At 70.6% G+C, this 23,929-nt stretch carries 19 protein-coding genes; 13 read left to right on the top strand and 6 right to left on the bottom strand.

Annotated features, from left to right (window positions below; translation table 11 throughout):
- The first annotated feature begins 54 nt into the window (after positions 1-54).
- The 8 genes from ACGFR9_RS32130 (at position 55) to ACGFR9_RS32095 (ending at position 9,964) form a co-directional block, all read left to right on the top strand.
- Positions 55-3,009 carry a M14 family zinc carboxypeptidase gene (locus tag ACGFR9_RS32130; RefSeq protein ID WP_393215641.1) on the top strand — a complete coding sequence of 985 codons (2,955 nt, stop codon included), beginning with the start codon at positions 55-57 and terminating at the stop codon, positions 3,007-3,009.
- Between the two features lie 227 nt (positions 3,010-3,236).
- Positions 3,237-4,247 (top strand): type I glyceraldehyde-3-phosphate dehydrogenase, encoded by a 1,011-nt coding sequence (gene gap, locus ACGFR9_RS32125; RefSeq protein ID WP_311646754.1) that lies wholly within the window; start codon positions 3,237-3,239, stop codon positions 4,245-4,247.
- A gap of 169 nt (positions 4,248-4,416) precedes the next feature.
- Complete coding sequence (locus ACGFR9_RS32120) at positions 4,417-5,628, top strand: phosphoglycerate kinase (protein WP_393215638.1); 1,212 nt, start codon at positions 4,417-4,419, stop codon at positions 5,626-5,628.
- Between the two features lie 5 nt (positions 5,629-5,633).
- Positions 5,634-6,410 (top strand): triose-phosphate isomerase, encoded by a 777-nt coding sequence (tpiA, locus tag ACGFR9_RS32115; protein WP_393215635.1) that lies wholly within the window; start codon positions 5,634-5,636, stop codon positions 6,408-6,410.
- Between the two features lie 101 nt (positions 6,411-6,511).
- A complete protein-coding gene (secG, locus tag ACGFR9_RS32110; RefSeq protein ID WP_030224637.1) occupies positions 6,512-6,742 on the top strand; it encodes a preprotein translocase subunit SecG in 231 nt (76 codons plus the stop codon).
- Between the two features lie 220 nt (positions 6,743-6,962).
- A complete protein-coding gene (locus ACGFR9_RS32105; RefSeq protein WP_006349936.1) occupies positions 6,963-7,298 on the top strand; it encodes an RNA polymerase-binding protein RbpA in 336 nt (111 codons plus the stop codon).
- A gap of 116 nt (positions 7,299-7,414) precedes the next feature.
- On the top strand, positions 7,415-9,067 hold the full coding sequence (pgi, locus tag ACGFR9_RS32100) for a glucose-6-phosphate isomerase (protein WP_393215632.1): 1,653 nt from the start codon (positions 7,415-7,417) through the stop codon (positions 9,065-9,067).
- Between the two features lie 90 nt (positions 9,068-9,157).
- Positions 9,158-9,964, top strand: coding sequence for a hypothetical protein (locus tag ACGFR9_RS32095; RefSeq protein ID WP_393215629.1), 807 nt, complete (start codon positions 9,158-9,160; stop codon positions 9,962-9,964).
- Between the two features lie 124 nt (positions 9,965-10,088).
- On the opposite strand, the gene ACGFR9_RS32090 is transcribed toward ACGFR9_RS32095, so the two are convergent.
- From ACGFR9_RS32090 to ACGFR9_RS32080, 3 genes are read right to left on the bottom strand one after another with little or no spacing between them, the layout of a single operon-like run.
- Positions 10,089-12,371 carry an FtsX-like permease family protein gene (locus tag ACGFR9_RS32090; protein WP_393215626.1) on the bottom strand — a complete coding sequence of 761 codons (2,283 nt, stop codon included), beginning with the start codon at positions 12,369-12,371 and terminating at the stop codon, positions 10,089-10,091.
- Positions 12,372-12,411: 40 nt separating this feature from the next.
- A complete protein-coding gene (locus ACGFR9_RS32085) occupies positions 12,412-13,164 on the bottom strand; it encodes an ABC transporter ATP-binding protein (RefSeq protein WP_030224627.1) in 753 nt (250 codons plus the stop codon).
- Complete coding sequence (locus tag ACGFR9_RS32080) at positions 13,161-13,676, bottom strand: PadR family transcriptional regulator (RefSeq protein WP_030224625.1); 516 nt, start codon at positions 13,674-13,676, stop codon at positions 13,161-13,163. Before ACGFR9_RS32080 ends, ACGFR9_RS32085 begins: the two co-directional genes overlap by 4 nt.
- A gap of 126 nt (positions 13,677-13,802) precedes the next feature.
- Between ACGFR9_RS32080 and ACGFR9_RS32075 the strand changes: the two genes are divergently transcribed.
- From ACGFR9_RS32075 to ACGFR9_RS32055, 5 genes are all read left to right on the top strand, one after another.
- Complete coding sequence (locus ACGFR9_RS32075; protein WP_393215623.1) at positions 13,803-15,074, top strand: ABC transporter substrate-binding protein; 1,272 nt, start codon at positions 13,803-13,805, stop codon at positions 15,072-15,074.
- Between the two features lie 185 nt (positions 15,075-15,259).
- The gene (locus ACGFR9_RS32070) at positions 15,260-16,882 is read left to right on the top strand and encodes a glycoside hydrolase family 13 protein (protein ID WP_393215620.1); all 1,623 of its coding nucleotides are present in this window, start codon (positions 15,260-15,262) and stop codon (positions 16,880-16,882) included.
- A 46-nt stretch (positions 16,883-16,928) separates the two neighbouring features.
- Positions 16,929-18,260: an ABC transporter substrate-binding protein gene (locus ACGFR9_RS32065; protein WP_393215617.1), complete on the top strand. Its 1,332-nt coding sequence runs from the start codon at positions 16,929-16,931 to the stop codon at positions 18,258-18,260.
- Between the two features lie 5 nt (positions 18,261-18,265).
- A complete protein-coding gene (locus ACGFR9_RS32060; protein ID WP_393215614.1) occupies positions 18,266-19,627 on the top strand; it encodes an ABC transporter permease subunit in 1,362 nt (453 codons plus the stop codon).
- Complete coding sequence (locus ACGFR9_RS32055; RefSeq protein WP_030224613.1) at positions 19,624-20,463, top strand: carbohydrate ABC transporter permease; 840 nt, start codon at positions 19,624-19,626, stop codon at positions 20,461-20,463. The genes ACGFR9_RS32060 and ACGFR9_RS32055 overlap by 4 nt, the downstream gene beginning before the upstream one ends.
- A gap of 126 nt (positions 20,464-20,589) precedes the next feature.
- Here the strand turns inward: ACGFR9_RS32055 and pgl are convergent, their stop codons facing one another.
- From pgl to zwf, 3 genes are read right to left on the bottom strand one after another with little or no spacing between them, the layout of a single operon-like run.
- The gene (gene pgl / locus ACGFR9_RS32050; protein WP_393215611.1) at positions 20,590-21,375 is read right to left on the bottom strand and encodes a 6-phosphogluconolactonase; all 786 of its coding nucleotides are present in this window, start codon (positions 21,373-21,375) and stop codon (positions 20,590-20,592) included.
- Positions 21,372-22,409: a glucose-6-phosphate dehydrogenase assembly protein OpcA gene (opcA, locus tag ACGFR9_RS32045; protein ID WP_393215608.1), complete on the bottom strand. Its 1,038-nt coding sequence runs from the start codon at positions 22,407-22,409 to the stop codon at positions 21,372-21,374. Before opcA ends, pgl begins: the two co-directional genes overlap by 4 nt.
- Entirely contained in the window at positions 22,406-23,929 is a 1,524-nt protein-coding gene (zwf, locus tag ACGFR9_RS32040; RefSeq protein ID WP_393215605.1) for a glucose-6-phosphate dehydrogenase, read from the bottom strand. Before zwf ends, opcA begins: the two co-directional genes overlap by 4 nt.

The raw sequence follows: 23,929 nt of genomic DNA, 5'->3' as shown, positions 1-23,929 counted from the left end.
GTCATGAGCCTGGCATCTGTTCGCCGCTGGGGCGGACCATTTCCAGGGGGGCTCATGAGACCCAGAGCGAGATCGATCCTCGCTGTCGGCACGCTCCTGATCGGCGGAGCGAGCGTGGCGCCCATCGCCCAGGCACAGCCCGCACACCCCGTGGCCTCGGACACCGACGAGGTCAAGGTCTTCCACGCCGACGTCACCAAGGCGCAGGTGCCCCTGCTGCTGGCGGCGGGGCAGGACGGCCACGAGCTCGGTGAGCTGGTGCCCGACCGGGGCACGGCCACCGTCGAGGTCTACCTCACCGAGGGGCAGGCCGGGAAACTGGAGAAACAGGGCGTCGACCTCACCGAGCGCACCCTCTCCGCCCGCGCGGAGAGCCGCGTCGCGGACGCCGCCGAGGGCGTGTTCCGCCCGTACGGCGGAAAGGGCGGCCTGAAGGAGGAGATCCTGCGCACCGCGCGGGAGAACCCCGGCCTCACCAAGGTCGTCTCCATCGGCAGGACGATCAAGGGGCAGGACATCCTCGCCCTGAAGCTCACCAAGAAGGCGACGAGGACCAAGGACGGCTCCAAGCCCTCGGTCCTCTACATGTCCAACCAGCACGCGCGTGAGTGGATCACCCCGGAGATGACCCGGCGGCTGATGCACCACTACCTGGACCACTACCGCACGGACAAGCGGATCAAGAAGATCGTCGACACCACCGAGCTGTGGTTCGTCCTCTCCGCCAACCCCGACGGCTACGACCACACCTTCGCCGACGAGGACAACCGCCTCTGGCGCAAGAACCTGCGGGACGTCAACGGCGACGGCGCCATCAGCACCGGCGACGGCGTCGACCTCAACCGCAACTTCCCCTACAAGTGGGGCTACGACGACGAGGGCTCGTCCCCCAACCCCACCAGCCAGACCTACCGCGGCGCCACCCCCGGCTCCGAGCCCGAGACCAAGGCCGTCGACGCCTTCGAGAAGCGCATCGGCTTCACGTACGGCATCAACTACCACTCCGCCGCCGAACTCCTTCTCTACGGAGTCGGCTGGCAGGTGGCCACTCCCACCCCCGACGACGTCCTCTACGAGGCGCTGGCCGGCACGCCCGGCAACTCGGCGATCCCCGGCTACCACCCGCAGCTCTCCTCCGAGCTGTACACCACCAACGGCGAGGCCGACGGACACGCGGCCAACGTCAACGGCATGGCGATGTTCACCCCCGAGATGTCGACGTGCCAGACCGTCTCCCAGGCCGACCCGGACGACGAGTGGAACGCCGCCGACTGCCAGTCGGGCTTCAACTTCCCCGACGACGAGAGGCTGATCCAGGAGGAGTTCGCGAAGAACATCCCCTTCGCGCTCTCCGTGGCCGAGACCGCCGCCCACCCGGACCGGCCGTCCTCCTCCGTCGGCCTGGACGCCGCCGACTTCACCCCGGCGGCCTTCGACACGTCGTACGCGCGCGGCGCCGACCAGGAGGTCTCCGTCGTCGTCCGCAAGGCCGTACGCGACAAGGAGCTCAGGTACCGGATCAACCGCGGTCGCACGCACGACGTGGACCTGAGGCCCTGGAAGGGCGGCGAACGGTACGGCGGCGAGGACAACCTCCACTTCGACGAGTACCGGGCCAGGATCAGGAACGCGGACCCGGGCGACAGGGTCGAGGTGTGGTTCGCCGGCGAGAGCCGCGGCGGCAGGGACGTCGCCAGTGAGCACTTCACCTACACCGTCGCCGAACGGCCCCGCGCGGACGTCCTCGTCGTCGCCGAGGAGGGCGTGAAGGCCACCCAGGCCCAGAAGTACGTCGACGCACTGAAGGCCAACGGCCGCCGCGCGGCGGTCTGGGACGTCGCCGAGCAGGGCACCCCCGACGCCCTCGGCGTGCTGAGCCACTTCGGCGCGGTCGTCCACTACACCGGCGCGGCCACCCCCGGCAACGCCACCCAGCTCCAGCTGCGGGCCTTCCTCAACGAGGGCGGCCGGCTGATCGAGGCGGGCGAGCAGGCCGGCGGCAGCGTCGACCTCGGCGGCGGCACCCTGTCCGACGACTTCAGCCAGTACTGGCTGGGCGCCTACTCCCGCACCTCCACGCCCGGCGCCACGGCGTTCACCGGCTCGGGCGCGCTGAACGGCTTCACCGGCCCGCTCGGCGAGGCGCCCGGCAACCCGCTGGACAAGGCCGGCACCTACGGCGTCACCTCCGACGAACTGCCCGCCGGCACCTACCCGCGGTTCGCGAGCGAGGGCGCCGGAGGATTCCCCGGCACGGTCAACCCGTACGGGCCCTACGCCGGCTCCTCGATGGCCGCCGCCGTGCACACCGACGACGGCTACAAGCGCCTCACCCGCACCGTCGACCTCACCGGGACGACCGCGGCCGACCGGCCCACACTGCGCACCCAGCTGCTGTGGGACACCGAACCCGGCTACGACAACGTCCTCGTCGAGGCGCACACCACCGGCGCCGACGACTGGACGACCCTGCCCGAGGCCGGCGGCGCGACCCGCACCACCGTGCCGTCCGAGTGCGCGGCCGGGTTCTACATGGGCGAGCACCCCTGGCTGGAGCACTATCTGACCCTGGGCGACGGCAGCTGCGCGGCGACCGGCACCAGCGGCGCCTGGAACAGCCTCACCGGCTCCTCCAGCGGCTGGCAGCAGGTGAACTTCGACCTGAGCGCCTACGCCGGGAAGACGGTCGAGATCTCCCTCGCCTATGTCACCGATCCGGGCAGCGGAGGCCACGGCGTCCTCGCCGACGAGGCCTCGCTCGTGATCGGCGGCGCCGCGGCCGACACCGAGGGCTTCGAGAGCTCCCTCGGCGCCTGGACGGTCTCCGGACCGCCCGCGGGCAGCCCCGCCGTGCTCAAGGACTGGACGCGCACCGGAGCGCTGTTCCAGACCTACGGGGCGGTCACCACCGGTGACACCGTGCTGCTGGGCTTCGGCCTGGAGCACCTCACCTCCGCGGCCGACCGGACGGCACTGCTGAGGAAGGCGCTGGCCGCCCTGGACGGGTGACCCCTCACGTCCGGCGGTGCCGGCGATCCGTGACGCGAACGGGTGACGGCGGACCGCCGGCCCGGGCGGTCCGTGCCCTACTGACGGGTACGGACCGCCCTGCCGGGTATGCGGCAACTCGATGTCACGGCCGCGGCCCCGGAGAGGTAGGGTCGACAGTGGTCGGGGACATCCCAAATACAGCTCGCCGGCACATCGGGCCGGCGTACCAACGAGGAGATCGGTTCGTGACGATCCGCGTAGGCATCAACGGCTTCGGCCGCATCGGGCGCAACTACTTCCGCGCGCTGCTGGAGCAGGGTGCGGACATCGAGATCGTGGCTGTCAACGACCTGGGTGACACCGCGACCACCGCCCACCTGCTGAAGTACGACACCATTCTCGGCCGCCTCAAGGCGGAGGTCTCGCACACCGAGGACACCATCACCGTCGACGGCAAGACCATCAAGGTCCTGTCCGAGCGCAACCCGGCCGACATCCCGTGGGGCGAGCTGGGCGTCGACATCGTGATCGAGTCGACCGGCATCTTCACGAAGAAGGCGGACGCCGAGAAGCACATCGCCGGCGGCGCGAAGAAGGTCCTCATCTCGGCCCCGGCCAAGGACGAGGACATCACCATCGTGATGGGCGTCAACCAGGACAAGTACGACCCGGCGAACCACCACGTCATCTCCAACGCCTCCTGTACCACCAACTGTGTGGCGCCGATGGCGAAGGTGCTCGACGAGAACTTCGGCATCGTCAAGGGTCTGATGACCACGGTGCACGCGTACACGAACGACCAGCGCATCCTGGACTTCCCGCACAAGGACCTGCGCCGCGCGCGTGCCGCCGCCGAGAACATCATCCCGACCACCACCGGTGCCGCCAAGGCCACCGCCCTGGTCCTGCCGCAGCTCAAGGGCAAGCTCGACGGCATCGCGATGCGCGTCCCGGTCCCGACCGGCTCGGCCACCGACCTGGTCGTGGAGCTCCAGCGCGAGGTCACCAAGGACGAGGTCAACGCCGCGTTCAAGAAGGCCGCCGACGGCGGCGACCTCAAGGGTTTCCTGTTCTACACCGAGGACGCGATCGTCTCGTCGGACATCGTCGGCGACCCGGCCTCCTGCACCTTCGACTCCTCCCTGACCATGGTCCAGGAGGGCAGGACGGTGAAGATCCTCGGCTGGTACGACAACGAGTGGGGCTACAGCAACCGCCTCGTCGACCTCACGGTCTTCGTGGGCGACCAGCTCTGATCACGGAGCGGGCAGCCTGATATGAGTGCAGGGCTCGGCCGGTGCGGCAACGCGCTGTCCGAGCCCTGACGCGCGTATCGGAACGGCCACCGCCTTTCGATCACGAGTGATCACGAGTGATCACGAGCGAACACGTCGCTGAACACGTTGCTCTAGCCAGGGAGCCCCTATGAAGACGATCGACGAACTCCTCTCCGAAGGCGTCGCGGGCAAGCGGGTCTTCGTCCGCGCCGACCTCAACGTGCCGCTGGACGGCACCACCATCACCGACGACGGCCGTATCCGCGCCGTGCTGCCCACCGTCAAGGCCCTCGCCGAGGCGGGCGCCCGCGTGGTCGTCGGCTCGCACCTGGGCCGCCCCAAGGGTGCCCCGGACCCTGCCTTCTCGCTCGCCCCGGCCGCCGCCCGCCTCGGTGAACTCCTCGACGCCGACGTGGCGTTCGCGACCGACACGGTCGGCGAATCCGCCACCGCCACCGTCGCCGGCCTCGCCGACGGACAGGTCGCGGTCGTCGAGAACCTCCGCTTCAACGCCGGTGAGACGGCCAAGGACGACGCCGAGCGCGGCGCCTTCGCCGACCGGCTCGCCGCCCTCGCCGACGTCTACGTGGGCGACGGCTTCGGCGCGGTGCACCGGCGGCACGCCTCGGTCCTCGACCTCCCCGCGCGGTTGCCGCACTACGCCGGCTACCTCATCGCCACCGAGGTCGGCGTCCTGAAGAAGCTCACCGACGACGTCAAGCGGCCCTACGTCGTCGCGCTCGGCGGCGCCAAGGTCTCCGACAAGCTCGCCGTCATCGACGAACTGCTCGGCAAGGCCGACCGCATCCTCATCGGCGGCGGCATGGCGTACACCTTCCTCAAGGCCCAGGGGCACGAGGTCGGCACGTCGCTGCTGCAGGAGGACCAGATCCCGGCCGTCCGGGAGTACCTGGAGCGCGCCGGGAAGAACGGTGTCGAGCTGCTGCTGCCGGTCGACACCCTGGTCGCCGCCGAGTTCCCCGACATGAAGGCCAAGGCGCCCACCCACCCCGCCACCGTCGCCGCGGACGCCGTCCCGGCCGGCACCATGGGCCTGGACATCGGTCCCGAGACCCGCAAGCTCTACGCCTCGAAGCTCGCCGACGCCGGCACCGTCTTCTGGAACGGCCCCATGGGCGTCTTCGAGCACCCCGATTACGCCGAGGGCACCAAGGCGGTCGCCCAGGCCCTCATCGACTCGCCGGGCTTCACCGTGGTCGGCGGCGGCGACTCCGCCGCGGCAGTCCGTACGCTCGGCTTCGACGAGAACGCATTCGGCCACATCTCGACCGGCGGCGGCGCCTCCCTCGAATACCTCGAGGGCAAGACGCTCCCCGGCCTCGCCGCACTGGAGGACTGACCCCGATGACCACCCGCACGCCGCTGATGGCGGGCAACTGGAAGATGAACCTCAACCACCTCGAGGCCATCGCCCACGTCCAGAAGCTCGCCTTCGCCCTGGCCGACAAGGACTACGAGGCCGTCGACGTCGCCGTCCTGCCGCCCTTCACCGACCTGCGCTCCGTCCAGACCCTGGTCGACGGCGACAAGCTGAAGATCACCTACGGCGCCCAGGACATCTCCGCGCACGACGGCGGCGCCTACACCGGCGAGATCTCCGGCCCCATGCTGGCCAAGCTGAAGTGCACCTTCGTCGCGGTCGGCCACTCCGAGCGCCGGCAGTACCACGCCGAGACCGACGAGATCGTGAACGCCAAGGTGAAGGCCGCCTACAAGCACGGCCTCACCCCCATCCTGTGCGTCGGCGAGGAACTGGAGGTCCGCGAGGCGGGCAACCACGTCGCCCACACCCTCGCCCAGGTCGAGGGCGGTCTCAAGGACCTCCCCGCCGAGCAGGCCGAGACGATCGTGATCGCCTACGAGCCGGTGTGGGCCATCGGCACCGGCAAGGTCTGCGGAGCCGAGGACGCCCAGGAGGTCTGCGCAGCCATCCGCGGCAAGCTCGCCGAGCTCTACACCCAGGAGCTGGCCGACACGGTCCGGATCCAGTACGGCGGCTCGGTCAAGTCCGGCAACGTCGCCGAGATCATGGCCCAGACCGACATCGACGGTGCCCTGGTCGGCGGCGCCGCGCTGGACACCGACGAGTTCGTCAAGATCGTTCGTTTCCGCGACCAGTGAGTATGCGCTAGCAGCGATCCGTCGTACTCTTGCGGGGTCCAGCATCGCGCTGGGCCCCGCGTCGTCCATCCGAATCCGAGGAAGTTGGTCCAGCCGTGGTAATGGGGTTCTCCATCGCCCTGATCGTCTTCAGCCTGCTGCTGATGCTGCTGGTGCTGATGCACAAGGGAAAGGGCGGCGGCCTCTCCGACATGTTCGGTGGCGGCATGCAGTCCTCCGTCGGCGGCTCCTCGGTCGCCGAGCGCAACCTCGACCGGATCACCCTCGTGGTCGGTCTGCTCTGGTTCGCGTGCATTGTCGTGCTCGGCATCACCATGAAGATGAACAACTGATCCGAGGGCGTGCCACGCACCCATTTCCCAAGCATTCCGCACGTAAGGCCCCATGTTCGGTACGCGCAGCAGAGCGCGGCCTATCATGGGGCCTGCGTCTGGACAGGGGGCGGTAACTCCCGGCACTGGACGTGCGTTGGGCCTTACGTAGACTGAGGCGCTCGCAGCGAAGCGGAACGCCGACTCGCTTTGCGGCACCATCACGCAGGGAGTTACGACCGTGGCAAGTGGCAACGCGATCCGGGGAAGCCGGGTCGGGGCGGGCCCGATGGGCGAGGCCGAGCGCGGCGAGTCCGCGCCCCGGCTGCGCATCTCCTTCTGGTGCTCCAACGGGCACGAGACCCAGCCGAGCTTCGCGAGCGACGCGCAGGTGCCCGATACGTGGGACTGCCCCCGCTGTGGATTTCCGGCCGGTCAGGACCAGGACAACCCGCCGGATCCGCCGCGCACCGAGCCCTACAAGACGCACCTCGCCTATGTGCGGGAGCGGCGCAGCGACGCGGACGGCGAGGCGATCCTCGCGGAGGCCCTCGCCAAGCTGCGGGGCGAGATCTAGGCATCGCCGAGCGGTCCGCTTCGGCTTCCTTCCCCTTTCTTCCTCCGGCCTGTTCATCGCTGATCAATTAGGTTGGGGTCGGCGGGAACACCCAAGGAAGAAGGCTGAAGTCCGAGATGAACGCAGACGGTCGTACCAGGCTCAATCAGACGCCCGAGTGGACCGCACTGGCCAAGCACCGTGAGGAGCTCGGCGAGGTGCGGCTGCGTGAGCTGTTCGCCGGCGACCCCGGCCGCGGCACCGCGTACACCCTCCGGGTCGGTGACCTGTACATCGACTACTCCAAGCACCTCGTCACCGACGACACCCTGCGGCTGCTGCGGGAGTTGGCCCTCGCCACCGATGTGTTCGGGCTGCGCGACGCCATGTTCGGCGGCGAGCGGATCAACACCACCGAGGATCGCGCCGTCCTGCACACCGCGCTCCGCGCCGCCCGGGACACGGTGGTCGAGGTCGACGGGGAGAACGTCGTCCCGGCCGTGCACACCGTCCTCGACAAGATGGCCGACTTCGCCGGACGTGTCCGCTCCGGCGAGTGGACCGGCCACACCGGCAAACGGATCCGCAACGTCGTCAATGTCGGCATCGGCGGCTCCGACCTCGGCCCCGCCATGGCGTACGAGGCGCTGCGCGCCTTCACCGACCGCGACCTCACCGTTCGCTTCGTGTCCAACGTGGACGGCGCCGACCTGCACGAGGCGATCCGCGATCTGGACCCGGCCGAGACGCTGTTCGTCATCGCGTCCAAGACGTTCACCACCATCGAGACGGTCACCAACGCGACCTCCGCGCGCGGTTGGCTGCTGAACGCCCTCAAGGACGAGGCCGCCGTCGCCAAGCACTTCGTCGCGCTGTCGACCAACGCCGAGAAGGTCGCCGGCTTCGGCATCGACACGGCGAACATGTTCGAGTTCTGGGACTGGGTCGGCGGCCGCTACTCCTACGACTCCGCCATCGGCCTCTCGCTGATGATCGCCATCGGCCCGGACCGCTTCCGGGAGATGCTCGACGGGTTCCGTCTCGTCGACGAGCACTTCCGCACCGCGCCCGCCGAGTCCAACGTGCCGCTGCTGATGGGCCTGCTGGGCGTCTGGTACGGCAACTTCCACGACGCGCAGTCGCACGCGGTACTGCCGTACTCGCACTACCTGTCGAAGTTCACCGCCTACCTCCAGCAGCTCGACATGGAGTCCAACGGCAAGTACGTCGGCCGGGACGGGCGCGAGGTGGACTGGCAGACCGGCCCGGTGGTGTGGGGCACGCCCGGTACCAACGGTCAGCACGCCTACTACCAGTTGATCCATCAGGGTACGAAGCTGATCCCGGCGGACTTCATCGGCTTCGCCGAGCCCGTCGCCGAGCTGAGCGGTGAACTGGCCTCCCAGCACGATCTGCTGATGGCCAACTTCTTCGCCCAGACCCAGGCGCTCGCCTTCGGCAAGACCCCGGACGAGGTACGAGGCGAGGGTGTGCCGGAGGAACTGGTCCCGCACAAGACGTTCAAGGGCGACCACCCGACGACCACGATCCTCGCGCGGGAGCTCACGCCGTCCGTGCTCGGCCAGCTCGTCGCGCTCTACGAGCACAAGGTGTTCGTGCAGGGCGCGGTCTGGAACATCGACTCCTTCGACCAGTGGGGCGTCGAACTCGGCAAGGTCCTCGCCAAGCGGGTCGAACCCGCCCTCACCGACGGCGCCGACGTGCCGGGGCTCGATGCCTCGACGAAGGCCCTCGTCGCCACCTACCGGGAGCTGCGCGGGCGGCGGTGACGCCCTTGCGGGAAAGCGGGCGGCACGGTGCCGTCCGCTTCCCGTAGAATCCCCCGCGATCATCACGGCGAACGCTCGGGGGAGCACAAGGTGGCACGTACGCGCGGAAGTTGGACCGGCGGCACGCTGACGGCACGCAGCTTCCTGAAACCTCACCAGGTCGCGACGGCGGTGTTCCACCCCGCGTGGATCCCGCCCTCGCTCGACCCGACCATCGAGCGGCTGAAGCGCTTCAGGGTCATCGCCGGGGCGGTCGCCTCCATCGGCGTCTACACGGTTCTGGAGGGCGGCTTCGAGGTCACGGAGCTGCTGGAGAACGCGCTGACGGCCTCGGCGGTGCTGCTGTTCCTCACGCCGCTGACGGTCGGCGTGATGCTCTTCGTCTGGCGGCGCACCGGCACCGTGCGCCAGCTGCGGGTGCCGCTGCTGAATGCCCTCAAGCTGTTGCTGCTGTTCATCGGGTGTGTGGTGGCGATGGTGATGCTGGTGCAGTGGACGAACGGCTCCGACAGCATGCTCGCGATCATGGGCGTCGGGCTGACGATGATGTGGATGCTGGTCTTCGTGGCCTACGGGGCCGTGCGGGTGTCCGGGAACTTCTTCGGTACGGCGGCCGTGCATCGGTGCCTGCCGGCTCTGCTGGCCACGGTGACCAGTTGGCTGATGGCGATTCCGGATCTTGTCACCGGGGATCTGCACGGGCTCAGCCTGACGATGGGGATCGTCTTCATTCTGGGGGCGCCGGTGACCGTCACGGCGATCGCCTGGGCGGAGGTGGGGCGGTTGAGGCGGCGGTACGGGATTCGTCTTTCCACGCATCCGGCCGGCCTTCCGCCGATGCCGTCGGCGATGCCGCCCCATGCGCCGTCCCAGGGGAACCCGTACGCGCGCGGCTGACGCCGGGTCTTTACTCGCCCCCGCCGCCCCTTCCCGTTCCCGCCCCCGGGGGCGCTGCCCCCGGACCCCCGCTCCTCAAACGCCGGAGGGGCTGGTTGCAGCAGGGATCCGGGGGCGAGGAAAATCAGGTCACCGCGCTCAGCGTGTCCGCGAGGCGGCGGCGGGTCGAGCGGGCTGCCGGGAGGGCGGCGAGAGCCGCGGCCCCCAGCACCGCCGCCGCGCCGAGCGGCACGAGCAGCGCGGGGGAGGGCAGCTGCGCGATACCCGCGCCGACGCCGCTCGAGATCCCCTGCGCGTCGATCAGCCAACGGGCCAGCGGCAGCCCCAGCGCCATCGCGAGGAGGACCGCCGCCAGCGCCGTACCGGCCGTGGCGGTGACCGTGACCGCGGTGATCTGCCGGGGGGTGAGACCGATGGCCTTCAGCGCCAGCAGATCACGCTCACCCTCCCGCACCGTGCCCCCGATCGCCGTCAGCAGCTCGATCAGCCCGATCAGCGCCAGCACCACGATCAGCCCGAGGACCACCGCCCGCAGCGGGGACAGCCCGTCGGCCGGGTTGGTCACGGTGTGCACGTCCAGATGGCCGCTGCCCGCCGCCGTCAGCCGCCCCGCGACCGCCGCCGGGTCCGCGCCCGGGTCCAGGCGGAGCTGGTACTGGGCGGGCCGCAGATCCGGGTCGTTGGCGCGGAGGGTGTCCAGCGAGGTCGAGATGACCCGGCCGGCGTTCTCCGGCTCGATGCTGCGGCCGACGATGTGCAGGATCTGCGGCCGCTCCCCGACGGTCATCCGCACCCAGTCGCCGACCCGTACGTGCAGCAGGTCGAGCAGCCCCTGCCCGGCCACCGCCTCGTCCGGACCGTGCGCGGCACGCCCCTCGGCCAGGGTGAACGGGTACGGCTCCGCGTGCGTGCCGAGCCCGCGCAGGGCGATGGTCGCGGTCTGGCCGGGGACCAGCGCGGCCACCTCGACGCCCGGGTAGGCGGCGGCCACCTGCGGATCACGCTCCAGCAGCGCGCGGGCCTCCCCGTCGTCCAGTGAGGCGTCCGCGCGGACACTGAGCGCCGTGGGCAGCCCCATCCGCTCCGGGCTGCTGTGGAACCGGTCGATGGTGGTCCACGCGCTCAGCGCCACCACGATCAGCAGCAGGGGCAGCGTCAGCCTGCCCACCGCGCTCAGCGAACGCGGCCGCCGTGTGAACGCCTTGTGCCAGCCCAGGACCAGCGCCGGCGGCACCCCCGCCCCCAGTGCCCGCCGCGCGACACCGGTCAGCCGCCCGGCCGGGGGCGCCGCCGGCCGAGGGACCGGCACCGGCGGTACGCGTCCCGCCCGCCAGGCGGCCAGCGAGGTGGTCGCGCCGATGAACAGCACCGCCCCGACCGGTACGACGAACAGCGCCGCGGTGTGACTGGGCAGCCCCTGCCATACGCCGACCGCGGCACCGAGCCGCCCCGGCACCGCGCTGCCCAGCGCCTCGGTGAGCACGGCGGCGGCCACGGCACCGAGCAGGGCGTACAGGAGATGCTGGATCAGGAAGACGCGGACGACCTGGCCGGGGGTGAAACCGATCGCCTTGAGGATCGAGATGTCCCGCAGATGACCCCGGATACGGGTGCCGATCGCCCCGTGCACGGCGAAACCGGCGGCGGCCAGCGCGCCCAGGCCGAACAGGCCGAGCACCTGACCGAGCAGCCGGTTGTCGCCCTGCGCCTCGGCGCGCGCCTGCTGCCAGGTGGCGACCTCGCCGATCGCCCCGGCGCCCAGCTCCGTCACCGCCCGCTGCACGGCGTATCCGGTGTCGCCCGGGTCGGTCAGCCGCAGCCCGACGACCTGGCCGGCCGGGTCCGGTACCGCCGACGGCAGCGCCCACACCAGGCCGGCCCGCTCACCGGGCCGGTAGCGCGGCTCGGCGCTGTCGGCGACGCCCACCACGGTCAGCCGCCGGGCGGTACCGGGCACGGTGAGCGTGTCGCCGGGGGCCGTGAGCAGCGCCCGCGCCAGCCGGCTCTCCAGGACCACGCCGTCGGGCGTCGCGGGGTCCAGCCAGTGCCCCGAGGTGATCAGCGGGCGGCCCACCCCGGGTCTCCCGGAGGTGCCGCGCAGTTCCACGGAGGCACGGCCGCCCGCGGACGCGAGGGTGAGCGAAACCGTCGGACAGGGCCCGGCGACGGACTCCACACCGTCCAGCCCGGCCAGTCTCCCGGCGTCGGCGGCCGCGGTGGTGTGCAGCGTGACGTGCGCGCCGTGCGCCTGGGCGAAGACGCGCTGCCAGGGGTTGGTGGCATAGCCGAACAGGGCCGTGGCCAGCAGCAGGGACGCGACGATGCCCGCCGTGGCGAGCACCAGGAACAGTGCCTCGCCGCGATGCGTCCGCAGATCGGAGTGCGCCCAGCGCAGGGTCGCCCGCACCGGTGGTCAGCCCCTCACGGGGCGCTGATGGCAGCGCATGTCAGTCCTTGAGCTCCAGCACGCCGGAAGTCCCGGCCCGGCGCGGCGGCGTACCGCCGTCGAGTGCGGCGTCGTCGGCGATCCGGCCGTCGAAGAAGCTGATCACCCGGTCCGCCGCGCTCGCCAGCCGGGCGTCGTGCGTGACCAGGAGGATCGTCTGCCCGCGCGCGTGGAAACGGGAGAGCAGTCGCATCACCTCACGGGTGCCCTTGCTGTCCAGGCTGCCCGCCGGCTCGTCGGCCAGCAGCAACGGCGGATGGTTGACCAGCGCCCGGGCCAGCGCGACCCGCTGCTGCTCACCTCCGGACAGCTCGCCCGGCATGCTCCGCTCCTTGCCGTCGAGTCCCAGCTCGGCCAGGAGTTCCTCCCGCCCGGCGCGGGCCTTCTTCGGCGACACCCCGGCGAGCAGGGCGGGCAGCTCCACGTTGTCGGCGACGGACAGGCCGGAGACGAGGTTGAAGAACTGGAAGACGATCCCGATCCGCTTGCGGCGCTCCACCGCCCAGCGGGCCTCGCCGTAGCCGTCGGTGCACTCGCCGTCCAGCCAGATGCTGCCGGCATCCGGCCGCTGCAGCCCGCCGAGCAGATGGAGCAGCGTCGACTTGCCCGCCCCGGACGGTCCGGTGATCGCCACGAACTCGCCGGGCGCCACCCGCAGACCGACCCCGCGCACGGCATGCGCCGGGGCGCCCTCGCCGTGGTGCGTCTTGACCAGGCCCTCGGCGCGCAGCACTTCAGCGGTGCGCTCGCTCACTGAAGCTCCTCCAGCTCCTCCTGGCACCGCTCCAGCCAGTCCAGGTCGGCCTGCAGATGCAGCATGGCGCCCTCGATCAGCAGTTGGGAGATGCGGTTGTCCCGGTCCTCGGCGGCGGCCAGCTTCGACAACTGCCGCATGGTGTTCAGGTACTGGCGCCGCTGTCGGTTGATCAGCGCGATCTGGTCGGCGAGACCGGTCTGCGGGGCCAGGGCCAGCTTCATGAAGAACTCGTCCCGCACCCGCGGCTCGTCCGCCGTCTCCTCGTACCAGGCGCGCAGCGCCTCCCGCCCGGCGTCGGTGAGGTGGTAGACCTTCTTGTTGGGCCGGCTCGACTGCTCGACGTCCTCGCCCTCGATCAGTCCCGCTCTCTCGAGGCGGCCGAGGGTGACGTAGATCTGGCCGACGTTCGGCTGAGGGTACGCGGAGCCCAGCAGTTGCTCAAGGTCCTGCTTGAGCTCGTAACCGTGTGCCGGGCCGCGGGCGAGCAGCGCCAGGAGGGGCAGCCGCACTCGAGCTCTCCTCCTCGACGGTGGGTAATGTGCCGCAGGGCCTAGTATCGCGCATACCTAACAGGTATACATGGCCTCTGACCCCCGGACGATGGTGCCCGGGTGCCGGTGTACAGGGAGGAACCTATGCGGTGGATCCATGCCGCCGGTAGGGGCCTCCTCGTCCTGATCATCGTCCTGACCGGTTACGTCGCCTCCGGCGCGCAGGCCGACGAAGCCGCCGGGGACGGCCGCGGACCGCTCACCCTGGCCACCGCCGGCGACCTCACCGGCTATCTCGGCTCGGTGCTCGACGGCTGGAACCGCACCCACCCCGGCGAGCGGGTCACCCTCGTCGAACTGCCGGACTCCGCCGACGAGACCCGCGCGCAGATGATCACCGATCTGCGCGGCGGTGAGCGCGGCCGGTTCGACGTGCTCAACATCGACGTCAGCTGGACCTCGGAGTTCGCCGCCGCCGGCTGGATCCGCCCGCTGCCCCGCGAGCGCTTCGCGCTCGCCACCTTCCTGCCCCGGGTCGTGGACACGGCGACCTACGACGAACGCCTGTACGCGGTCCCGTACGTCACCAACGCCGGGCTGCTCCTGTACCGCAAGGACGTCCTCGACGCCGAGGGCGTCGCGCCGCCGCGTACCTGGGCCGAGCTCGAAGAGGCCGCCAGAACTCTCGCCCCGCGGCACGGACTCGACGGCTACGCCGGTCAGTTCCTGCCCTACGAGGGCCTCACCGTCAACGCGGCCGAGGCCGTCTACTCGGCCGGCGGCACCATCCTCGGCGACGAGGGCGAACGCGTCACCGTCGACTCACGGGCGGCCAGGGACGGCATCGGCTTCCTCGCCCGCGGCGTTCGCGAGGGCTGGATCCCGCGCGAGGCGCTGACGTACAAGGAGGAGGAGTCCAAGCGGGCCTTCCAGGAGGGCAGACTGCTCTTCCTGCGCAACTGGCCCTACGCCTACGTCGCCGCCTCCGCCCCCGGCTCCGAGATCGCCGGCAAGGTCGGCGCCGTACCGCTGCCGGGACCGGACGGCCCGGGGACGAGTGTCCTCGGCGGTTCCAACCTGGCCGTCAGCAGCCACGCCCGGCATCCCGACTCCGCCGCGCGCCTGCTCGCGTACCTCACCAGCGAGCGCGTGCAGCGCCAGGTCCTCACCCGTGGCGCGCTGCCGCCGGTACGGGCCGACCTGTACGACGATCCGGAACTGGTCCGGCGGTTCCCCTATCTCCCGACCCTGCGCGAGAGCGTGCTCGCCGCCGCCCCGCGCCCCAAGAGCCCGCACTACGACCAGGTGAGCCTGGTGGTGCAGGCGGTGGTGCACGACGCGATGACCGGGCGGCAGACGCCCGAGGCCGCGGTGCGCCGACTGGCGGGCGAACTCGCCGCCGTCTCCGCGCGCTAGCGAAGCCCCCTCCTAGTTACATGTTAGGTAACGCGCGCATCTCGAAGGTGCCCGCTATGCCCCTATAAAGAGTGCTCTGCACCGGCCAACTCCCGGGTAGCTTGCGTACGTTCATTGACACCCTCACGACCGCTCTACCTAACATGCATGCATAACAAGCTCCTCTCACAGACAGGTCCGATGGGGTGAACAGGCACCACTGGTGGCGTGACGCGGTGATCTATCAGGTCTACGTCCGCAGCTTCCTCGACAGCACCGGCGACGGCATCGGTGACCTCGCCGGCGTCAGGACCGGGCTGCCGTATCTGAAGAAGCTCGGCGTGGACGGGATCTGGCTGAGCCCCTTCTACCCCTCGCCGCAGCACGACCACGGCTACGACGTCGCCGACTACACCGGCGTCGACCCGGTCTTCGGCGACCTCGCCGAGTTCGACCTGCTGGTCGCCACCGCCCGGCGGCTCGGCGTCAGGGTGCTGCTGGACATCGTCCCCAACCACTGCTCCAGCGAGCACCCCTGGTTCCGCGCCGCCCTCGACGCGGCCCCGGACAGCCCGGAACGCGCCCGCTTCCACTTCGCCGACGGCCGCGGCCCCGACGGTGCCGAACCGCCCAACAACTGGCACGCCATGTTCGGCGGACCCGCCTGGACCCGGGTCACCGAGGCGGACGGCCGGCCCGGCCAGTGGTACCTGCACATGTTCACTCCCGAACAGCCGGACTGGAACTGGCGCGAGCCCGCGGTCGCCGCCGAGTTCGACCGCGTCCTCCGCTTCTGGCTGGACCGGGGTGTCGACGGCTTTCGTATCGACGTCGCCGCCGGCCTGTACAAGCACCCGCGGCTGCCCGACTCCCCGGACCCGGAGGCCGACGCCCGAACCCGCGACTCGGTCAACCCGCTCGCCTGGAACCAGCCCGAGGTGCACGACGTGTGGCGGCACTGGCGCACGGTGTGCGAGGAGTACACCGCCCGCGACGGCCGCGAACGCCTCCTGGTCGGCGAGGTGTCCGTCCCCACCGCCCGCGAACACGCCCGCTACGTCCGCCCGGACGAACTCCACCAGGCCTTCTTCTTCGACCTGCTCGGCGCCCCCTGGGACGCCGACGCCTTCCGCAAGGTCATCTCCGAGGCCATGCAGGACATCGCCGGCACCGGTTCCACCGTCACCTGGGTCCTCAACAACCACGACCAGGTCCGTACCGTCACCCGCTACGGCGAACCCACCCCCGACGGCAGCGGACTCGGCCCGGCCCGCGCCCGCGCCGCCGCCCTGCTGATGCTGGCGCTGCCCGGCGCCGCGTACATCTACCAGGGCGAGGAACTGGGCCTGCCCGAGGTCGTCGACCTGCCCGACGACGTGCTCACCGACCCGATCTTCCACCGCACCGGCAGCCGCGCGCGGATACGCGACGGCTGCCGGGTGCCGCTGCCCTGGTCCGGACAGGCCTCACCCTTCGGCTTCACCTCCGGTGCCGAGGGCGTACGGCCCTGGCTGCCGCAGCCCGAGTGGTTCGCCGAGCACGCCACCGACCGGGCGCTCGCCGACACCCGCTCCTTCTGGCACCTGTACCGCGACGGACTCCAACTGCGGTGGGCACTGGAGCAGTTGGGCGAGGGCACGCTGCGCTGGCTGGACACCCAGCCCGGCGTCCTCGCCTTCAGCCGCGGCGACGACCTGGTCTGCGCCGTCAACTTCGGCACCGCCCCCGTACCCGCTCCGGTGGCCGGCACCCCGCTGCTCGCCAGCGGCCCCTGCCCGCCCGGGACACTCCCCGGCTCCACCGCCGGCTGGTGGATCGACGGCTCCTGAAAACCCGTACCGACTCAACTCCCGTACCAACGAACGGACATCGACGATGATGCGACGACGTACCACCCTGCTCACCGGATGCACCGCCCTGGTTCTCGCCCTCGGCGCGACCGCCTGCGGCAGCGGCGACCCCGTCACCGCCGGCGGCGGCGAAGGCCAGTCGCTCAGCGGCCAGACCGTCACCGTGGCCGGTGTCTGGTCCGGCAGCGAGCAGAAGAACTTCCAGAAGGTGCTCGACGCCTTCACCGAGAAGACCGGCGCCAAGACCGCCTTCGTCTCCACCGGCGACAACGTCTCCACCGTCGTCGGCAGCAAGATCGAGGGCGGCAACGCCCCCGACGTCGTCATGGTCCCGCAGGTCGGCGTACTCAAGCAGTTCGCCGAGAAGGGCTGGCTCAAGCCGCTCGACGAGAAGGTGAAGAGCCAGGTCGGCGGCAACTTCGCCGACGTCTGGCAGAACTACGGCACCGTCGACGGCACCCTCTACGGCCTGTACTTCAAGGCCGCCCACAAGTCGACCGTCTGGTACAGCCCCGCGGCCCTCGAACAGGCCGGCGTCACCCCGCCGGCGACGTACGACGCCATGCTGGAGAACGGACGCACCATCTCCGACTCCGGACTCGCCGCGTTCTCCGTCGCCGGACAGGACGGCTGGACGCTCACCGACTGGTTCGAGAACGTCTATCTCTCCCAGGCCGGGCCCGAGAAGTACGACGCCCTCGCCGCGCACGAGATCAAGTGGACCGACCCGACCGTCGTCGACGCGCTCACCACCCTCGGCAAGCTCTTCAAGGACAAGCAGCTCGTCGCGGGCGGCCAGAAGCAGGCCCTCAACACCGACTTCCCCGGCTCGGTGGAGAAGGTCTTCGGCCCGAAGGCCGAGGCCGCCATGGTCTACGAGGGCGACTTCGTCGCCGGTGTCGCCAAGGACCAGTTCGGCAAGGACATCGGCACCGACGCCGACTTCTTCCCGTTCCCGCCGGTCGGCGACGGCAAGGCCCCCGTGGTCAGCGGCGGTGACGCGGCCGTCGTCCTCAAGGACGGCAAGAACAGCGACGCCGGCATGGCACTCGTGGAGTACCTCGCCTCCGCGGAGGCCGCCGCAGTATGGGCCGAGGCGGGCGGCTTCCTCTCCCCGAACAAGAAGCTCGACCTCGCCTCCTACGGCGACGACGTCACCCGCGCCACCGCCAAGTCCCTGATCGAAGCGGGCGATTCGGTCCGCTTCGACATGTCCGACCAGGCCCCCGCCGCCTTCGGCGGCACCAAGGGCACCGGCGAGTGGAAGATCCTCCAGGACTTCCTGCGTGACCCGGCCGACCCGGCGAAGACCGCCGCCGAGCTCGAGAAGGCCGCGGCCAAGGCGTACGGGAACTGACCGCCATGACCGCCACCCTGGTGAAAGAGGCGAGCCCTCCGGCACCCGCACACCCCGACGGCGCGGGCGGCCGGCGCCTGCGCCGTCGGGGGCGCCTGATCGCCCTGCTGTTCGTCTTCCCGGCGCTGCTTCTGCTGGGCGCGCTCGTCGTGTACCCGGTGCTGTTCTCCGTCGGCCGCAGCTTCTTCGACGCCTCCGGCACCGCATTCGTGGGCGGCGAGAACTACGCCGAGATGTTCCGCGACCCGACCACCCTCGAGGCCGTCCGGAACACCGCGATCTGGGTCGTCGTCGCCCCGACGCTGCTGACCGGGCTCGGGCTGATCCTCGCCGTCCTGGTGGAGAAGGTCCGCTGGGCCACCGCGTTCAAGCTGCTGCTCTTCATGCCGATGGCCGTCTCCTTCCTCGCCGCCGGCATCATCTTCCGGCTCGCCTACGACGACGACCCGGACAAGGGCGTGCTCAACGCGGCGGTCGTCTCCGTCCACGACGCCTTCGAGGGCTCCTCGTCGTATCCGGCCGCGCGTGCGCGGGAGGGGGAGGGGCTGGTCAAGGAGGCCGACGGGTCGTACGTCACCGGGGCGGAGGTGTCGCCCGGGGGAACGGCCGCGGTGCTGGGGCTGGTGGGGGTGGCGCCCAAGGATCTGCCGGGGGGCGCCGAACCCGCCGCCGCGGCGGCGCAGGCCGGCTCGGACGAGGTACGCGGTGTCGTGTACCTCGACTTCACGCCCGGCGGGGGAGGCGAGCCGGGGGTCGTCGACCCGGAGGAGAGCGGGCTCCCCGGTGTCACGGTCGAGGCGGTGCGGGACGGCGAGAAGGTGGCCAGTACGACCACTGCCGCCGACGGGTCGTTCCGCTTCGGGGGACTCGACGGCGGGGCGTACGCCCTGAAGCTCCCCTCGTCGAACTTCGCGGCTCCCTACGACGGCATCTCCTGGCTCGGCCCGGCGCTCGTCACTCCCGCGATCATCGGGGCGTACCTGTGGATCTGGACGGGGTTCGCGATGGTGCTCATCGGGGCGGGGCTGTCCGCCCTGCCCCGGGACGCGCTCGAGGCGGCGCGGATGGACGGGGCCAATGAGTGGCAGATCTTCCGGCGGATCACCGTACCGCTGCTCGCGCCCGTCCTCACCGTGGTGTTCGTGACGCTGGTGATCAATGTGATGAAGGTCTTCGACCTCGTCTACATCATCGCGCCCGGGCCCGTGCAGGAGGACGCGACCGTGCTCGCGACCCAGATGTGGCTGGTGTCGTTCGGCGGCGGCAACAACCAGGGACTGGGCAGTGCGCTGGGTGTGCTGCTGCTGCTTCTGGTGATCCCGGCCATGGTGTTCAACGTCCGCCGTTTCCGGAGGAGTCAGCGATGAGTGCGGTGCGGCGTGTGCTGGGCAACGTGGTGGTGCAGGCGTTCCTGGTGGTGATCGGGCTGGTGTGGATGACCCCGCTGGCCGGGCTGTTCCTCTCCTCGCTGCGGTCCGCGCAGGACACGGCGGAGGGGGGCTGGTGGACCGTGTTCACCAGCCCGGGGGAGTTGTCCTTCGACAACTACTCCGCGCTGCTGGGGAACTCGGGGATCACCCAGGCGTTCTGGAACACCGTGCTGATCTCTGTGCCCACCACGGTGCTGGTGGTGGTGGTCGCCGCGCTTGCCGGATATGCCTTCGCCTGGCTGGACTTCCCTGGGCGTGAGCCTGTCTTCCTGCTGGTGGTCGCGCTGTTGGTGGTGCCCGTGCAGATCGGGCTGCTGCCGGTCGCCAAGCTCTTCGGGCAACTGGGGCTGTTCGGGACCATTCCCGGGGTCGTGCTGTTCCATGTGGCGTACGGGCTGCCCTTCGCGGTGTTCCTGCTGCGGAACTACTTCGCGGAGATGCCGAAGGAGATGCTGGAGGCCGCTCGGATGGACGGAGGGAGCGAGTGGCGGATCTTCACCCGGCTGGTGTTGCCCGTGGGGCGGCCGGCCATTGCCAGTCTGGCGATCTTCCAGTTTCTCTGGGTGTGGAACGACATGCTCGTCGCGTTGTTGTTCGCGGACAGTTCCTCACAGCCGTTGACTGTGCAACTGCAGTCGCAGATTCGGCAGTTCGGTAGCAATATCGATGTGCTGGCGCCGGGGGCGTTCCTGTCGCTGGTGGTGCCGGTCGCGGTGTTCTTCGCGTTTCAGCGGCACTTTGTGCAGGGGGTCATGGCGGGGTCCGTCAAGTAGCGGGTGGTGGGGCGGTGGGGGACTTTCTTCACCCCCGCCGCCCCTTCCCGTTCCCTGGGGCTTCGCCGGCCCTTCGGGCCTCGTCCTCGAACTCCCCCAGAGGGGGCACCCCCGGACGGGCTGGATCTATGCCGACGCCGGTGGGTACAGGGCCCTGGGGAGCCGGGACGCCGCCGCGCCGTCCAGTAGCCACAGTGTGCGGGTGCGGCCGTACGCGCCTGCTGCCGGGGACTGGATCTCTCCCGCTCCCGACAGGGCGATCTCCGCCGCTTCCGCCTTGTCCTCGCCGGCTGCCAGGAGCCAGACCTCCCTCGCCGCCCGGATCGCGGGGAGGGTCAGGGTGATTCTTGTCGGCGGGGGTTTCGGGGCGCCGTGGACGCCCACCACCGTGCGCTCCGTTTCGCGGACTGCCGGGAGTTCCGGGAAGAGCGACGCCACGTGGGTGTCCGGGCCGACGCCCAGCATCAGGACGTCGAAGGACGGGACCGGGGCGTGGTGCGACGGGTCCGCCGCTGCCGCCAGTTCCTCCGCGTAGGCGGCCGCCGCCGTGTCCACGTCCGAGCCGTGTGGGCCGTCCGACGCGGGCATGGCGTGCACGCGCTTCGGATCCAACGGCACCGCGTCCAGCAGTGCTTCACGAGCCTGCGTGACATTGCGCTCCGGGTCGCCCTCCGGCAGGAAGCGCTCGTCGCCCCACCACAGGTCCAGCCGGGACCAGTCGATGGCGTCCCGCGCCGGGGCGGCCGCCAGCGCGGCCAGCAGGCCGTTGCCGTTGCGGCCGCCCGTCAGGACCACGGAGGCGGAGCCCCGCGACGCCTGCGCGTCCACGATCCTCGTGATCAGCCGGGCCGCCGCGGCCTGCGCCATCAGTTCCTTGTCCCGGTGCACGACCAGCTGCGGTGCCTTACTCACTTCGCCGCCGCCTTCTTCACCGGGGCCTGCGCCGCCGCCTCTGACGCGGGAGCTTTCGCAGCCGACTCGACGGGAGTGGGGACGCCTTCTCGTTCCCCTGCTCCTTTGGCCGACTTCAGCCGCCCCACGCCATAGCGCAGCGCCGACGCGTACGTGTCGTCCGGGTCCAGCCGGCGCAGTTCCTCCGCGATCAGCTCCGCCGTGTCCCGGCGCTTGAGCGCCACCGCACGCTTCGGCTGACCCTGGATGGACAGCGTCGCCAGCGAGCCGTCGGCACGGTCCAGCACGATCGGACCGCAGTCGGTGTCCATCCGGACCGCAGTCAGCCCGGGACCACTGGAGCGGGCACGCCTGACGGGGACGTCCAGCCGGTCCGCGAGCCACATCGCCAGCAGCTCACAGCTCGGGTTGAACTCCTCGCCCTCCACCTCGACGCCCTGCACCTCGCAGGCGACCTGGTCCAGCGCCGCGGCCAGCATCGAACGCCAGGGCGTGATGCGGGTCCACGACAGGTCCGTGTCACCGGGGGTGTAGGCGTCGGCGCGGGCGGCCAGCTCCTGCACCGGCTTCTCGCAGGCGTAGGTGTCGGTCACCCTGCGCTGGCCCAGCGCGCCCAGCGGGTCCTTCGCCGGGTCCAGCGGGGAGTTGACCGGCCACCACACCACCACCGGGGCGTCCGGCAGCAGCAGCGGCAGCACCACCGACTGGGCGTGCTCGGCGACCTCGCCGTACAGGCGCAGGACGACGGTCTCGCCGGTGCCGGCGTCCGCGCCGACCCGTACCTCGGCGTCGAGGCGGGACTGGGTGCGGTCACGCGGCGAACGGGAGACACGCTTGATGACGACCAGCGTGCGCGAGGGATGCTCGTGCGCGGCGTCGCCGGCCGACTTCAGCGCGTCGTACGCGTTCTCCTCGTCCGTGACGATGACCAGCGTGAGCACCATGCCGACGGCCGGTGTGCCGATCGCCCGGCGGGCCTGCACCAGCGCCTTGTTGATCTTGCTGGCGGTGGTGTCCGTGAGGTCTGTCTTCATGGCCGGCGCCAGCTCCGTCCGTCTCGCTCGAGCATTTCGTCCGCCTCGACGGGACCCCAGGTGCCGGCCGGGTACTGGGCCGGCCTGCCGTTGCTGTCCCAGTACCGCTCGATCGGGTCGAGGATCTTCCAGGACAGCTCGACCTCCTCCGTACGCGGGAAGAGATTGGAGTCGCCGAGCAGAACGTCGAGGATGAGACGCTCGTACGCCTCCGGGCTGGACTCGGTGAAGGACTCGCCGTAGGCGAAGTCCATCGACACGTCCCGGATCTCCATCGACGTGCCCGGCACCTTCGAGCCGAACCGCACCGTGACGCCCTCGTCCGGCTGGACCCGGATGACGATGGCGTTGGAGCCCAGCTCCTCCGTGGCGGTGGAGTCGAAGGGGGAGTGCGGCGCCCGCTGGAACACCACCGCGATCTCGGTGACCCGGCGGCCCAGCCGCTTGCCGGTGCGCAGATAGAAGGGGACACCCGCCCAGCGGCGATTGTCGACGCCCAGCCGGATCGCCGCATAGGTGTCGGTCTTCGAGGAGGCGTCGATGCCCTCCTCCTCCAGATACCCGACCGCCTTCGCGCCGCCCTGCCAGCCGGCCGCGTACTGCCCGCGCACGGTGTCCCGGCCCAGGTCCTTCGGCAGCCGTACGGCACCGAGCACCTTGGTCTTCTCCGCTGCCAGCGCGTCCGCGTCGAAGGAGGCCGGCTCCTCCATCGCGGTCAGCGCCATCAGCTGCAGAAGGTGGTTCTGGATGACGTCACGGGCGGCGCCGATACCGTCGTAGTAGCCGGCCCGGCCGCCGATGCCGATGTCCTCGGCCATGGTGATCTGCACATGGTCCACGAACGACCGGTTCCAGATCGGCTCGAACATCGTGTTGGCGAACCGCAGCGCCAGGATGTTCTGGACCGTCTCCTTGCCGAGGTAGTGGTCGATACGGAAGACCTGCTCCGGCGCGAACACCTCGTGCACGAGGGCGTTCAGTTCCTCGGCCGACTTCAGATCGTGCCCGAACGGCTTCTCGATCACCGCCCGCCGCCAGGACCCGTCGGTCTGGTCGGCCAGCCCGTGCTTCTTCAGCTGCTGGATGACCACCGGGAAGGACCGGGGCGGCACCGACAGATAGAAGGCGAAGTTGCCGCCCGTGCCCTGCGCCTTGTCCAGCTCCTCGATCGTGTCGCGCAGCCGCTCGAACGACTCGTCGTCGTCGAAGGTGCCCTGCACGAACCGCATGCCCTGGATGAGCTGCTGCCAGACCTCCTCACGGAAGGGGGTACGGGCATGCTCCTTGACCGCGTCGTGGACCTCCTGTGCGAAGTCCTCGTTCGCCCACTCCCGGCGGGCGAACCCCACGAGCGAGAAGCCCGGCGGCAGCAGACCCCGGTTGGCGAGGTCGTACACGGCCGGCATCAGCTTCTTGCGCGACAGGTCGCCCGTCACGCCGAAGATGACCAGGCCCGACGGCCCCGCGATACGCGGGAGCCGTCGGTCGGCGGGGTCACGCAGCGGGTTGCTGCTCGACAA

The sequence above is a fragment of the Streptomyces sp. NPDC048584 genome, assembly GCF_043199595.1.
In the GTDB taxonomy this organism is placed as follows: Bacteria; Actinomycetota; Actinomycetes; order Streptomycetales; family Streptomycetaceae; genus Streptomyces; species Streptomyces edwardsiae.
This window is presented reverse-complemented; position numbering and strand designations above follow the sequence as displayed.